We start from the raw sequence: 12,562 nt of genomic DNA, 5'->3' as shown, positions 1-12,562 counted from the left end.
TGAGTTTAGGAGTTAAAAAGTTGGGGAGTTTAAGAGTTAGAAAGTTAAAAAGTTTTGCAAACCTGTGATTGTTTAGGGCTGTTAACCTGAGTTCATTAAATTGAAAAAGCCTTCCTGCAACTATAGTTGCGGGAAGGCTTTTTTGGCAGGGCTAGCTATAGTTACCCGAAAATCTCGTTCAACAGTCCGGCTAAATGGATGCCGCCTTTCAGTAATTGGTCGTTCAGCGTATCGATGTGGTCAAATGTATAGCGGTAGCTAAGCTTTTCTTCCGGCTTTAGCTCTGCGTATAGTTTGTTGCTGATCAGGTAAGACTCATACAGCCATTGGCTTACAGGCTGTTTCTTTAGTTCGCGGCGTTGCGCTTTGGTCGTATAGTTTAGGGCCGTGCTATATTCGGTGTAGCTCAGGTCCTGCGACTCAATCAGGTCGCTGTCCCAGAGGCGGTGCAGGTTGGTTGGCTCGCCAAACCAGAACAGTTTTACACGGTTTCCACCAAGGTCTTCGGGGCGGCCGGTGTGCATGGGCTGGTGTATGTCGCCTACCATGTGCACTACCAGGCGCAGGTATAGTTGTTTTTTGTCTTGTGACAGGTTCTTGTTCTTCAGCTCTTTTACCAGCATGTTCAGTTTGGTGTGCACGTTGGTTGCAGTGTCCTGCATCAGGTTGGCTGTAAACTGGTCCAGGGTAAGGCCATTTTTAAAGTTAATGTAGTGCCAGCTATCCAGGTACTTAAACGAAGGGTCAGACTTAATGAAATCGGCCCAGTTGCTGGCCATTGCCAACGACTCGTTACCCAGTATCTTCTTCACTTGTTTTTTTGCTTTGCAGTTCAGGTTGCGTTCTGCAATTTCGCCTACTACGCGGTGCCCCAGCATACCCCAGGCCATCGACTGGAAAGGTAAGTACAGGAAGAGGCCGGCCAATACTAATTTTTTAAGCGCGTTAAATGCCATTGATGTAAAAACTATAGGTTAGAATTTTTCGGGAGCAAAGGTCAGAAATTTATCCTGAAAGATGATAGCCGCGACCGATATTTGTTAGAGCCGGTGTTATAGTTTCAATCGTTCTGAAGTTATAGTTGTATTGCCTAAAAACAGCGCTTCGCCTGACCAAACTATAGCTTTAAACTGATCATCAAAAACTATGGGAATACGGATTTTGATAGCCAGCAACTATAGTTTAGCCAGGCGAAACACCAGCTTTATTGTAAGGTAGGTTTAGTAAGTAACTTTTACAGTTTATCGATCATATCGCCAAGGTCGCTTACGCCAAGGGTAAACATAATGATAACAATGCCCAGCGCAATTTTAACTATAGCAGGCACCCCAAAGCCCAGCTTTTTGCGGAGCAGGCTGTTAGTGGCCGGAACGTAAAGGATGGCAAGCATAAAGTACATAAGGCCGGGCACCGGATGCACTAGTACCATATTTAGCACGCCAACTATAAGCAAAACTACAGCAAACGCGGCACTCGCTATGTTCCCGAAATGCAATGACTTATCCATATCAGTTGTAAAGTTAGAGATTAACTGCCCGCAAACGGTGTCCCGAAAATACCAACCGCCAGCTCAGCCCAAATCAAAAAAAGCACTGCCAGAATAACGGCACAGATCATCAGGCGGTGATCTCTGTTCTGTACCTTCCGGAAGACAAAATCAATGGCCAGCCCCGTGCCCAGCAGCAATACACCGGCAACTATAAAATCGAAGGGGCTCCAGTTTACTTCATCGGTAAACAGCATGGCCACCAGCGGAATACATAACAGCAGGGCAACTGTGCCCACTATGTAGGTTAATCTTTTGTTTTGCATGATCATAAGTGTAGTGTTTTATAGTTTGTAAATTATGTTAAATATTTTATTTGAAACCGAAGAGCAGCGGGAAGAGAAACACCACAATAACCGTCCAGATAAAGTAAACTGGTAGGTAGAGTGTTATGGCGCGGCCAACTTCAGAGATGTCGGCTTTTTTGGTAGCGGTTTTAAACAGCATGACCGTAACTATAAGCAGGTGCACCAGCATAAGCACGTTGGCGCCCAGCACTGCCACCCGGTTTGGCGTAATGCCCCACTCCGAAATGCGGAACGAAATAGCCGACAGTGCAATGCTATTAACCACCACCGTAACTATAGATAAGAGCAGCAGCACCCAAATGCCCGAATTATATTTTGTTTTTGTGGATGTCTCGGCCACCGAGAAAAAGATGAGTGCCATAACCCCGATCAGGAGCACGTTAAACAGCATCAGGAACTCGCGGTCGTTGTAAGGGTCTTTGCCGGAGAAAATAATGGCACCCAGGTAGATAACCAGCATTACTAACACCAGCGGGCTAAAAATACGGGCTATCACCGGCGATACTTTGTTTACCAGCTGCGGGTTGGTTTGTGTCAGGAACGTGGCAACTATAGGCACAGCCGGTAACCCGAATGCAACCACATACTCAAAATAAAACTCTTCTATCTTAAACCCGATCAGCTCAAACAAACCGATCGTTATGCCCGTCATCAATACACCGGCAATTACCAGCAGCGCACACATTACAGCCAGGTCGCCGTTAAACCGCAGGAAGCTGAGGCGCTTTGTATAGTTGCTGAGCTGGTCACCTGTAAAGGCTACTCCCAATATAACCCAGAGCAGTAAGGGCAGGTGTATACAGGCCAGCACCAGGGTGTCGCTTTGCGGGTTATTGGGTAAGGAATTGATGTACAGGAGGCAAACAACTATAACAAAGCTGATGAACGAAAGCCTGCCGGTTGAGAGCTTATTTTTCCAGGCAAAGTAGGCAGCCAGGAACGGGAACACCAGGAAGCTGATATTACGTGGGTAAAAGAATTCTTCGCTGATAGGGAAGATGGCGGGCAACTTGGCAACGATACCAGCAAGCAGCGCCGCGATCACTACAAACAAAAACTCGCTCCGGGTGCCCCACGAAATTTCTTCTGTTTCATAGTTGAGGCGCTCGTTCCAGAACTCGGCCAGGGCGTTGCCTTGCAGCTCCGGGTAAAGCGCACTGAATGCACGCTTAAACGGCGCTTTGTCGCGGCGGTACAACTTCTCAAGTTGCGCCGGTTCGTTGAGGTGCGAAAGTATTTCGTCTTTCATTGGATGGTGGTTTGATATTTTATAGTTGCTGCCTGCTTAATTCCACATGGTGCCGGCTAAGCCTAACACCGTACCCAGCCATAACCCGACAAAGTAAATTACCAGGCCCAGGATAACAGCCAGCGTTCTATTAAAGCCACGGTTGCTCTGGTAATTCAGGAATGCGTAGCAGGTGCCACCAATCGCACCGGCCAGTGGTGTAATAATCAGCGGCCTGATCTGCCAGTATTTTCCCCATTCCGCAGGCGGGTTATCGGCGCCGAATACAAAAAAAGAAATAACGAGCAAGGCAAACACGGCACCTGTAATAACGGGTACCATAAAAGAGGGCTGTTGCTGAACATGTTGTGGCTGTGTCATGATCTTCTGGTTTTAATGTTTTGGATTGTTTAAAGTGCTTTGAATTTCAAAGTATAGCTATAAAAAAATTTAACTGTTAGGTCTGTTATTTAAAATAAGCTGCTCCAGGGCATCTAAATGGCTTTTGAAAGCTTCGCGGCCAGCATCGGTAGCGTGGTAGGTTGTATTGGGCTTGCGGCCTACAAACTGTTTTTCCACACGCAGGTATTCGGCTTCTTCCAGGGCACGCAGGTGGCTGGCCAGGTTGCCGTCAGTCAGGTTCAGTGTTTCCTTCAACGTATTAAAATCTACCTTGTCTTCCACCATCAGCACCGACATAATGCCAAGTCGCGCCCTGCTCTCGAAGGCTTTGTTTATATTTTCAAGATACGCTTTCACAGGTTTGCTAGCGCTCGTATTTAAAGTACACCAACGCCCCGTAAACGATATGCAGCATGCCAAACCCTACGGTCCAGAGTAGCAGCCCGTACCCTACAAAAATGCCCGCAATCAGCCCCAGTATAACTTCAAAAATGCCCAGGTACCGGATGTCGCCTAACGTATATTTGCTGCCATTTAACAGTGCCAGTCCGTAAAAAACCAGCATGGCAGGTGCTACCAGGTATAACAGGTTATGGTAAAAAAGTATGGCACAAAAAGCGCCGCCGGCTGCCAACGGTATGGCCAGGTTCCAAAGCAACCGCTTCGACTGCTTATCCCAGGTGCGTTGGTTGTTTTTGCGGGCGTTGCGGGCCGTAAAGTAAGTAGCTGCACAAAACGCAACTATAAGCACTGCCACTGCTACCGCTACTACAAACAGGATGTTAGCGCGGGTCAGATTGCTGGCCAGGTCGTTGTAATAATTTATGTTGTGCTGGCTGAAGTACCATTTAACTACCGCTGCACCTGCCAGCGCCGACAAGCCCGCAAAAACACCGGACAAGCCGCTAAGCGAGATAAAGCGGGAAGAGCGATCCATGATGTTACGGATCTCGTGCAGGGCTTCTAACTGGTCTTGCTGTTGGTTCATTATAAAGAACTTTGAATTTCAAAGTTAATATTAAAATACGTAAAGTCAAGTATCGTGGCTAAAATATTTTTAAAATCTATAATTTAAATTTAAAAGTAACCTGTAACCAGAACTATAGTTAGTATACACAACCCCAAAGCAAGAAAAATGACCAGCACATACTATACAAACAAAACTATACTGATAACCGGAGGCGCACAGGGCATTGGGCTGGGCATGGCACAGGCATTTGCCCGCGAAGGTGCCTGCGTAGTTATAACAGATGCCGACGAAGAAGCTGGCCAGGAGGCAGTAGTGCGGTTGAAAAAGGAAAAACTGGAAGTTACGTTTATGCATTGCGACATTAGCCAGGAACATGAAGTAGTTGCTTTGATGCAACACGTAGAAGCGAACTATAGCCAGGTAGATGTACTTGTAAATAATGCCGGAATCGCTGACCCGTTTATGGGCGACCTTGCAGAAATGCTGCTATCAGAATTTGACAGAACGATGGCCGTTAACCTGCGAGGGACCGTGTTGTGCTGCAAGTATAGTTTACCCCTGCTTCGGAAGGCAACACAGGCGTCTATCCTGAATATAACCAGTACGCGTGCATTTATGTCAGAGCCCAATACCTTTGCTTACTCAGCCTCAAAAGGTGCCCTCGAAGCGCTTACCCATTCACTGGCCATAAGCCTGGCAACAGATAATATACGTGTAAACGCCATTGCGCCCGGCTGGATAGAAACAGGCCCGTGGCAGAAAAAAAGCCAGCAGTATACACCACAGCACACCCAACAAGACAAAACCCAGCACCCAGTTGGCAGGGTAGGCACCCCGGAAGACATAGCCGAAGCAGCCCTATTTCTATGCTCTGATAAGGCAGGTTTTATAACAGGCCAAAGCATAACTATAGATGGTGGCATGACCATGAAAATGATTTATGTATAGAATATAGGAGTTGTGACTTAAAGGCAATCAACAACTTTCTCCGGAACAAATCAGCGCCCGCCGGGGTAAACTATAGGCAATTCAAAAGCTGCTGATTATGCTACAATCATCCAATACGCCAACTATACTTTACGTAACCAACCCGATGTGCTCCTGGTGCTACGGGTTTACACAGGTAGTTCGCCGGCTTGCTGCGTTGTGGCGGGGCAGGCTACAGGTGCAGGTACAGCTTGGTAATCTGCAGGCCTACGCCACAGAGCCCCTGCAACGCGAAGAGCGTGAAAGACTTGCCACCAGCTGGCATTGGGTACAGCAGCGCACGCATCTGCCCTTCGATTTTCGGTTTTTCCTGCAAAAGCATTATGTGTTTGATACCGAGCCAGCTTGCCGGGCCCTGCTTTGCATGCGTTTGCTGCGTCCTGTACTAACCCTGGAAGTTTTACGCGCCCTACATTCCGCCTTTTTTGCCGATGGCCTGGACCTGACCGATACAGCCGTGCTTACCAATATTGCCCGGATGTTTGGTGTGTCGGAGAACCTGTTTTTAACCTTGTTTGAGTCGGAAGAAGTAATGCAGCAGCTCGACGAAGAATTTGAAGCAGTTGCCAGACTGGGTGCTACCAATTTCCCGAGCGTGTTTCTGCAGACAAGGCAGGGGGTAGAGCTGGTTTCTAAAGGTTTCTGCCAGTTAGATGAGTTAGAACAAAGGCTTTTAAGTCATTTATAGTTTGTGGTGTGACTTTTCGAGCAATGTCGAGCAATCTTAGATGTCTTTTACTAATTTGTCATTTCAACCTCAGGAGAAATCTATAACAGCTTAAGGTTGATGAAGGCCAAGCAGCGTGCGCAGCTCCTGCTAGCGTCTGGGCTATAGTTGTAGTTTATTTGTCATGTCGAGCGTTAGCCGAGACATCTTATATGTCCTATAGTTTGCTATTATTGCAACTTACACCAAACCTTCCTTTCAAACAATCTTGTAATCCTGGGAGCTCTACTTACCTATAGTTTTATAGTTCACTTGGCTCGCTCCAAGCCCGCGAGGGCTCGTCTTCGGGCATCGCGCTGCTGCCTTCTTGCTATCCTCCTGCGTCGGATTGCCTAACGGCACCGCAACAAGTCAAAGGCGCTCAACCCAAAAACTGTGATCGTTCTGCTATTACGCGCTAACTATATTTTAAACCGATAAGCTCCGAAATTTATCGTGTTAGTGTTTTCGTAGGGACAGGTCGCGACCTGTCCGTCGATGGACTGTAACTATAGAACTTTAAATTCAACAATAGCTATGGCAGAAAGTCCCCCTTTGAAGGCAGGGCCGTTAAGTTCTGCCGAGAACTATCCCCTTGAGGGGATTATAGGGGTGTTATTCAGGACCGAAAAGCCTATTGTTAGCCAGTTTTAAATTCACCCGCTAATACAAACACCCCTCTGCGCTCCCCTCAAGGGGAGAATTTGCTAGAACTTAACGGCCCTGCCCCTTTGAAGGGGGCAGGGGGATGACCAACACTAACTATGAAACTATAAACCTAACTATAGCTATAGCAGAAATTCCCCTCTTGAGAGGGGTAGGGGTGTGTTATAGCAAAAGTATAACCTCACTTCTCACAAGATCCTTCCAGGATGACAAAAGAAATAATTACAGAAACTACTTCTCCTTTTAGGAAAGGGCCGGGGTGAGCTAAAATGTAAACTATAGAACTAAAAAGCTAACTATAACTAAAGCAGCAATGGCTATCCTGAGAAGGGAGAAGGTGTGTAAAATCGCTAACTATAAATCAAACTATAGTTAAAACCAACAGCTATCCCAAACAAGAACCCAATTGGCAGCTATAGTTTTCTAAAGTAATAACTGGTAGTAAATTAATGGTTATAGTTGACTGTAATATTAAATATCTCGTATATTTAGGAACAAAACTATGAGTAGGCCTCTGCCTGCCAGCAGACTATGAGAACGAAAGCCACTACAAACCAGGTTGACGAGTACATCGAAAAACTGAGCCCGGAAAAGGTGCCGCTTGCCCTGGAACTACGCCGTATCATTCATGCATCGGTTTCGCACCTGGAGGAATGTGTGCGCTGGGATTATCCGTGTTATTTCTTTTATGGCCCTGTCTGTTACTTTGCGTCTTCGCGCAGTGGCATCCATTTTGGGTTTTTCAGGGGCAAGGAGCTATCAGACCCTGCCCGCCGACTGGTTAGCCGCAATGGCCAGCACCTGCATATTAAAGTGCGTACCACCGACGATATTGACGAAGCTTACTTTGGTGAACTGATCCGGGAGGCGGTATTGCTTAATCAGAATTAGGATTGCTGCACGCTTCGTGGGCACACTCATAGCCTGGCACTTCCAGCTCTACAGTTACGTGCTGCACGGCAAAATCCTTCATCATTTCCCGGATGCGCTGTTTTATAGTTTCGGTTTCCTGCAGGGGCAAATTGTTTTCTACCACCACATGCAGTGTTAATATATTGTAACTGCCATCCATAGTCCAGACGTGCAAGTCGTGTATCGATTGTACTTTCGGTAAAGTTAACAGGCGGGTTTGCACGTCATCCAGGTTAATGTGCGCAGGCGTGCCTTGTAGCAATATTTTCAGGCTCTCGCGCAGGTTCTGCACCACGTTATACAACACATAAAGCGTTATGCCTATAGATAGCAGCGGGTCGATGACCGGGAAATCGAAAAAGTAAAGGATTATACCGCCAACCAAAACGGCCACCCAGCCCAGCACATCTTCCATTAAATGCAGCCGCACCACGCGCTCATTTATCGAGTTATCACCTTTTAGCCGCAGCACGGCAGCACCGTTTACAAGTATGCCAACTATAGCAAACCCGATCATGCCGGCTGCATTTACTGGCTCAGGGTCAAAGATGCGCGGAATAGCCTCCGAAAGTATAAAGAACGAACCCACCAGCAGTACCACCGAATTTATGACCGCACCCAGCAGCGAGAACCGTTTGTAGCCGTACGAAAATTTACGGTCGCTGCCTTTTTTAGATAATTTCTCGAAGTACCAGGCCAGGCCCAACGACAGCGAATCGCCGAGGTCGTGCAGGGCGTCTGACATAACGGCCACGCTGTTTATCCAGAAACCACCTACAAACTCCAGTATGGTAAATCCCAGGTTCAGGAAAAAAGCTACTTTTATGTTGCTACCCCCGTGGTGATGCGCATGGTCGTGAGAATGGTGCGAATGGTTGTGTGCCATAGTTTAAACAACGTTGTAATCGTATTTTTTGATGTCTGTGCTTAACTTTAACCCGTTTTATTGGTTAAGCCAGGCAACAACATAGTTATTGTTGAAAGATAGTAAAAGAAGCAGAGCTTGCATGAAAGTATTGTTGATAGAGGATGAACCCAAGGTAGCGGCCTTTATAAAAAAAGGGCTGGAGGAGCAGGCCTTTGAAGTAGATCAGGCCTATGACGGTACATTTGGCGTAAAGCTGGCGCTGCAAAAAGAGTACGACGTAATTATACTGGATGTAATTTTGCCGCACATGAGCGGGCTGGAAGTATGCCGCGAGATCAGGAAACAAAACCCTACGGTATCTATCCTCATGCTGACAGCCCTTGGTACAACCGACGATAAAATAACCGGCCTGGATGCCGGTGCCGACGATTACCTGACCAAGCCCTTTGAGTTTAAAGAGTTGCTGGCCCGCATGCGCGCCCTGAATCGCCGCGGCAGCGACAACACCGCCGGCGAAAAACTAACGATTGCCGACCTGGAAATGGATGTGGTAAAGAAAACAGTGACAAGGGCCGGCAAACCCATTAACCTGACAGCCCGCGAATTTGCCTTACTGTATTATTTGCTGCGTAATAAAGAGCGTGTCGTATCCAGGGTAGATATTACCGAACAGGTTTGGGAAACCTCTTTTGACACCGGCAGTAACGTGATCGATGTATACATTAATTTCCTGCGCAAAAAGATAGACAAAGATCATCCGGCCAAACTGATACACACGCTGGTAGGCATGGGCTACGTACTGAAAGAACAACTGGAAGCATGAAGATCAGGACTAAACTAACCCTGCAGTTTGCCGGCATTTTTACCTTGCTGTTGGTGCTGTTCTCGTTGGTTATTTATTATTTCACGTCTATCTACAGGCAGGAAGATTTTTACGACCGCATACTTACGCGGGCAAAAGTGGTAGCCACTTATGTGTTTGATGCCGATGAAGCAGATGCCCGGGCACGGCGCATGAACCAGATCCGGTTTTACCAGGTGCTGCCTTACGAGGTAGTAAAAATTTACAACAGCCAGGATAAGCAGATTTTTTTAGAAGGAAATGAAAAGAACCTTGCTGTAGATAAAACCTTATTGAACCGCGTACGCCGAGAAAAAGAACTGCATTTTGAGCAGGGAGTGCGGCAGGTAGTGGGCATTTTGTATGAAGATAACCAGGGCGAGTTTGTGGTGCTGGCCTCGTCAGTGGATGCCTATAGTTTAAAAAAGCTGCAACACCTGAAAGTTATACTTATAGTTGGGTTGCTGGGCTCGCTGGTAGTAGTGGTAGTGGCCGGCTGGGTATTTTCGAAAGGTGCCCTCAGGCCGATAACCAAAGTAGTAAGTGAGGTAGAAAAGATCAGCGCTTCGGACCTGCACATGCGCCTGAGCAATGCCGGTGGTAAAGACGAACTTTCGCACCTGGCCCAAACCTTTAACAAAATGCTGGAACGCCTGGAGCTGGCTTTCGAGATGCAAAGTACCTTCGTTTCTAATGCCTCGCACGAGCTGCGCACCCCGCTTACCACCATGATGGGCGAACTGGAAGTAGCCCTGATGAAACCCCGTACTCCCGAAGAATACCAGCGTGTGTTGCAGTCTACGTTAGAGGATGCCCGCCTGCTTACAGAGCTCTCCAACGGCCTGCTGCAAATAGCACAGGCAAGTATAGATTCATCTAAAATACAACAGGTTTACCTTCGCTTTGACGAACTTGCCTGGATGGCCCGCGACCAGGTAATGAAACGCCAACCCGATGCCCACATCGACATTGATTTTGCCGACCTGCCCGACGAAGAAGACCGGCTGATAGTGAAAGGCAACGAAGCGCTGTTACTGATAGCCATGGTTAACGTAATCGAGAATGCCATTAAATTCTCACCAACGGGCAAAAGTGCTGCTGTACGTATTGTTCTAAGCCGTAATGGTGTGATGCTGGTTGTAAAAGACCGAGGTCTGGGTATAACTGAAGAAGACCTGAAACATGTGTTTGTACCTTTTTTCAGGGCGGAGAATGTGCGCGATATTACCGGCCATGGCATTGGCTTGCCTCTTACGGAGCGCATACTTAAACTGCACCGTGGCACGATAGCCGTACACTCAAAAATAAACCAGGGCACTGAAGTTACGCTTACCTTACCGCAGGCGCATGGCTTTATACCTTCGCATTCCTGAATTTTAATCTCTTTTTAATCTCGTTTTAATTCTGCCTTAATACCGCCGCTATAGTTTTGTAGCATTAGGTGAGACTAATTGGCTTTTGCTCCTGTCCTTGCGGTAACTACAAGGGCGGGGGCAATCGCTGATTTCTTTAGGAGATAAAATATGAGATCAGAAACGAACAGAACATTTAATTTTTCACCCCTGTCAAAGGACCTGCCTGCCGGACTGGTAGTTTTTCTGGTGGCCCTGCCGCTTTGTTTGGGCATTTCGCTGGCTTCGGGTGCCCCGTTGTTTGCCGGTATTATTACAGGTATAGTTGGTGGCGTAGTGGTATCGTGGCTTAGCGGCTCTAGCCTGAGTGTCAGTGGCCCGGCCGCCGGCCTTACCGTTATCGTGCTTAATGGTATCGAGACGTTGCAAACCTACGAGGCATTTTTGCTGGCTGTAGTGCTGGCTGGTGTGCTGCAGGTTATATTGGGGTTTTTAAAAGCCGGCGTTATCGGGTTATACTTTCCATCGTCGGTAATTAAAGGGATGCTGGCCGCCATTGGTCTTATCCTTATATTAAAGCAGATTCCGCATTTTCTGGGCGCTGATGATGATTTCTTTGGAAGCCTGAATTTTTTGCAGTCTGACGGGCACAATACATTTTCAGAATTAGGTCATGCGTTTTCGGCCATAAACCTGGGTGCATTTATAGTTGGGTTGGTGTCGTTGGGCATACTTTTACTATGGGATACGGCGGCATTTAAACGGGTTAAACTATTCAAGTTTATACCGGGTGCGCTTATAGTTGTGCTTACTTCTATTGGCTTAAATCTGCTATTCAGCAACTTTTTTCCGCAACTGGCTATTTCAAGCAGTCACCTGGTTAACCTGCCTATTATTTCAGGTTTGCAGGATTTTGGCAACGAACTACGCCTGCCGGATTTCAGTTCTTTTACCAATCCATCGGTTTATGTGGTGGCGTTTACCATTGCTATAGTTGCCAGTTTAGAAACGTTGCTGAGTGTAGAGGCTGTAGATAAACTCGACCCGCATAAGCGCCGTACCCCAACCAACCGCGAACTCAAAGCGCAGGGCGTTGGTAACATGATAAGCGGTATGATTGGTGGTTTGCCTATGACGGCTGTAATTGTGCGAAGTTCGGCTAACATTGTAGCCGGTGGCGAAACGAAACTATCCAGCTTTATACATGGCGTTTTCCTGCTGTTGTCGGTGCTGTTCCTGGCTGGGTTCCTTAACCAGGTTCCGCTTTCGGCGCTGGCGGCGGTGTTGCTGGTGGTTGGTTTTAAGCTTACGAAACCGGCTTTGTATAAAGGGCAATTAAAACTGGGCTCCGAGCAATTCATTCCGTTCATCGTTACCATCCTGGCCATCCTGTTCACCGACTTGCTGATTGGTATTTGCGTTGGTTTAGCCGTTGGCGTATTTTACATCCTGAAAGCCAACTATAAGTCGCCGTATTTTTACCACAAAGAGGAGCAGAAAGATAAAGATATTATCCGCATAAAGCTCAGCGAGCACGTATCGTTCTTGAACAAAGCCAGCATTGTACTAACCCTGGACCACCTGCCAAACAACAGCCATGTTATCATTGACGGCGAAAATTCAGAGTTTATAGATTACGACGTATTGGAAGCGATTCAGGAATTTAAACAAACTGCGCACGAACGTAATATACAGGTAGAGGTACTGAACGTGACAGAAGTTAAAGCCATGGAAGTACATTAAGGAAACGTAAAAACAGATTTTAAAACTTAAGAA

The 12,562-nt window shown here is 47.0% G+C and carries 15 protein-coding genes; 6 read left to right on the top strand and 9 right to left on the bottom strand.

Annotated elements, in window-relative coordinates; genetic code table 11:
* Nucleotides 1-161: 161 nt before the first annotated feature.
* The 8 genes from GWO68_RS11805 to GWO68_RS11775 all read right to left on the bottom strand — a co-directional run bounded on the left by GWO68_RS11805 (nt 162) and on the right by GWO68_RS11775 (nt 4,472).
* Nucleotides 162-956: a S1/P1 nuclease gene (locus tag GWO68_RS11805; protein WP_162346655.1), complete on the bottom strand. Its 795-nt coding sequence runs from the start codon at nt 954-956 to the stop codon at nt 162-164.
* A 96-nt stretch (nt 957-1,052) separates the two neighbouring features.
* Nucleotides 1,053-1,175, bottom strand: a complete 123-nt coding sequence (locus GWO68_RS17950) for a hypothetical protein (RefSeq protein ID WP_262887494.1) — start codon at nt 1,173-1,175, stop codon at nt 1,053-1,055.
* Nucleotides 1,176-1,234: 59 nt separating this feature from the next.
* Nucleotides 1,235-1,507 carry a hypothetical protein gene (locus GWO68_RS11800; RefSeq protein ID WP_162346654.1) on the bottom strand — a complete coding sequence of 91 codons (273 nt, stop codon included), beginning with the start codon at nt 1,505-1,507 and terminating at the stop codon, nt 1,235-1,237.
* A 20-nt stretch (nt 1,508-1,527) separates the two neighbouring features.
* Nucleotides 1,528-1,818 carry a hypothetical protein gene (locus GWO68_RS11795; RefSeq protein ID WP_202923740.1) on the bottom strand — a complete coding sequence of 97 codons (291 nt, stop codon included), beginning with the start codon at nt 1,816-1,818 and terminating at the stop codon, nt 1,528-1,530.
* A gap of 40 nt (nt 1,819-1,858) precedes the next feature.
* On the bottom strand, nt 1,859-3,103 hold the full coding sequence (locus GWO68_RS11790) for a DUF4153 domain-containing protein (protein ID WP_162346652.1): 1,245 nt from the start codon (nt 3,101-3,103) through the stop codon (nt 1,859-1,861).
* Between the two features lie 36 nt (nt 3,104-3,139).
* The gene (locus GWO68_RS11785) at nt 3,140-3,463 is read right to left on the bottom strand and encodes a potassium transporter KefB (RefSeq protein WP_162346651.1); all 324 of its coding nucleotides are present in this window, start codon (nt 3,461-3,463) and stop codon (nt 3,140-3,142) included.
* Between the two features lie 69 nt (nt 3,464-3,532).
* Nucleotides 3,533-3,781, bottom strand: coding sequence for a winged helix-turn-helix domain-containing protein (locus GWO68_RS11780; protein WP_202923742.1), 249 nt, complete (start codon nt 3,779-3,781; stop codon nt 3,533-3,535).
* 67 nt (nt 3,782-3,848) lie between these two features.
* Nucleotides 3,849-4,472, bottom strand: a complete 624-nt coding sequence (locus GWO68_RS11775; RefSeq protein ID WP_162346649.1) for a hypothetical protein — start codon at nt 4,470-4,472, stop codon at nt 3,849-3,851.
* Between the two features lie 147 nt (nt 4,473-4,619).
* Between GWO68_RS11775 and GWO68_RS11770 the strand changes: the two genes are divergently transcribed.
* From GWO68_RS11770 to GWO68_RS11760, 3 genes are all read left to right on the top strand, one after another.
* Nucleotides 4,620-5,402, top strand: a complete 783-nt coding sequence (locus GWO68_RS11770; RefSeq protein WP_162346648.1) for an SDR family NAD(P)-dependent oxidoreductase — start codon at nt 4,620-4,622, stop codon at nt 5,400-5,402.
* 97 nt (nt 5,403-5,499) lie between these two features.
* Nucleotides 5,500-6,129: a DsbA family protein gene (locus GWO68_RS11765; protein ID WP_162346647.1), complete on the top strand. Its 630-nt coding sequence runs from the start codon at nt 5,500-5,502 to the stop codon at nt 6,127-6,129.
* Between the two features lie 1,215 nt (nt 6,130-7,344).
* Complete coding sequence (locus tag GWO68_RS11760; RefSeq protein WP_162346646.1) at nt 7,345-7,704, top strand: DUF1801 domain-containing protein; 360 nt, start codon at nt 7,345-7,347, stop codon at nt 7,702-7,704.
* On the opposite strand, the gene GWO68_RS11755 is transcribed toward GWO68_RS11760, so the two are convergent.
* Nucleotides 7,691-8,611: a cation diffusion facilitator family transporter gene (locus GWO68_RS11755; RefSeq protein WP_162346645.1), complete on the bottom strand. Its 921-nt coding sequence runs from the start codon at nt 8,609-8,611 to the stop codon at nt 7,691-7,693. The genes GWO68_RS11760 and GWO68_RS11755 overlap by 14 nt on opposite strands.
* A gap of 121 nt (nt 8,612-8,732) precedes the next feature.
* Between GWO68_RS11755 and GWO68_RS11750 the strand changes: the two genes are divergently transcribed.
* From GWO68_RS11750 to GWO68_RS11740, 3 genes are all read left to right on the top strand, one after another.
* A complete protein-coding gene (locus tag GWO68_RS11750) occupies nt 8,733-9,416 on the top strand; it encodes a response regulator transcription factor (protein ID WP_162346644.1) in 684 nt (227 codons plus the stop codon).
* Nucleotides 9,413-10,807, top strand: coding sequence for a HAMP domain-containing sensor histidine kinase (locus GWO68_RS11745; protein ID WP_162346643.1), 1,395 nt, complete (start codon nt 9,413-9,415; stop codon nt 10,805-10,807). Before GWO68_RS11750 ends, GWO68_RS11745 begins: the two co-directional genes overlap by 4 nt.
* Before the next feature lie 150 nt (nt 10,808-10,957).
* The gene (locus tag GWO68_RS11740; protein ID WP_162346642.1) at nt 10,958-12,529 is read left to right on the top strand and encodes a SulP family inorganic anion transporter; all 1,572 of its coding nucleotides are present in this window, start codon (nt 10,958-10,960) and stop codon (nt 12,527-12,529) included.
* Nucleotides 12,530-12,562: the final 33 nt, after the last annotated feature.

This window comes from Pontibacter fetidus, from assembly GCF_010119545.1.
Classification (GTDB): domain Bacteria; phylum Bacteroidota; class Bacteroidia; order Cytophagales; family Hymenobacteraceae; genus Pontibacter; species Pontibacter fetidus.
Note: the sequence above shows the minus strand (reverse complement) of the source record. Positions and strands in the feature narration are given on the sequence as shown.

Excerpts from the sequence above, each read along its gene's own strand:
- GWO68_RS11805 (WP_162346655.1), bottom strand. The coding sequence starts at position 956 with ATGGCATTTAACGCGCTTAAAAAATTAGTATTGGCCGGCCTCTTCCTG.
- GWO68_RS11800 (WP_162346654.1), bottom strand. The coding sequence starts at position 1,507 with ATGGATAAGTCATTGCATTTCGGGAACATAGCGAGTGCCGCGTTTGCT.
- GWO68_RS11795 (WP_202923740.1), bottom strand. The coding sequence starts at position 1,818 with ATGATCATGCAAAACAAAAGATTAACCTACATAGTGGGCACAGTTGCC.
- GWO68_RS11790 (WP_162346652.1), bottom strand. The coding sequence starts at position 3,103 with ATGAAAGACGAAATACTTTCGCACCTCAACGAACCGGCGCAACTTGAG.
- GWO68_RS11785 (WP_162346651.1), bottom strand. The coding sequence starts at position 3,463 with ATGACACAGCCACAACATGTTCAGCAACAGCCCTCTTTTATGGTACCC.
- GWO68_RS11780 (WP_202923742.1), bottom strand. The coding sequence starts at position 3,781 with ATGTCGGTGCTGATGGTGGAAGACAAGGTAGATTTTAATACGTTGAAG.
- GWO68_RS11775 (WP_162346649.1), bottom strand. The coding sequence starts at position 4,472 with ATGAACCAACAGCAAGACCAGTTAGAAGCCCTGCACGAGATCCGTAAC.
- GWO68_RS11770 (WP_162346648.1), top strand. The coding sequence starts at position 4,620 with ATGACCAGCACATACTATACAAACAAAACTATACTGATAACCGGAGGC.
- GWO68_RS11765 (WP_162346647.1), top strand. The coding sequence starts at position 5,500 with ATGCTACAATCATCCAATACGCCAACTATACTTTACGTAACCAACCCG.
- GWO68_RS11760 (WP_162346646.1), top strand. The coding sequence starts at position 7,345 with ATGAGAACGAAAGCCACTACAAACCAGGTTGACGAGTACATCGAAAAA.
- GWO68_RS11755 (WP_162346645.1), bottom strand. The coding sequence starts at position 8,611 with ATGGCACACAACCATTCGCACCATTCTCACGACCATGCGCATCACCAC.
- GWO68_RS11750 (WP_162346644.1), top strand. The coding sequence starts at position 8,733 with ATGAAAGTATTGTTGATAGAGGATGAACCCAAGGTAGCGGCCTTTATA.
- GWO68_RS11745 (WP_162346643.1), top strand. The coding sequence starts at position 9,413 with ATGAAGATCAGGACTAAACTAACCCTGCAGTTTGCCGGCATTTTTACC.
- GWO68_RS11740 (WP_162346642.1), top strand. The coding sequence starts at position 10,958 with ATGAGATCAGAAACGAACAGAACATTTAATTTTTCACCCCTGTCAAAG.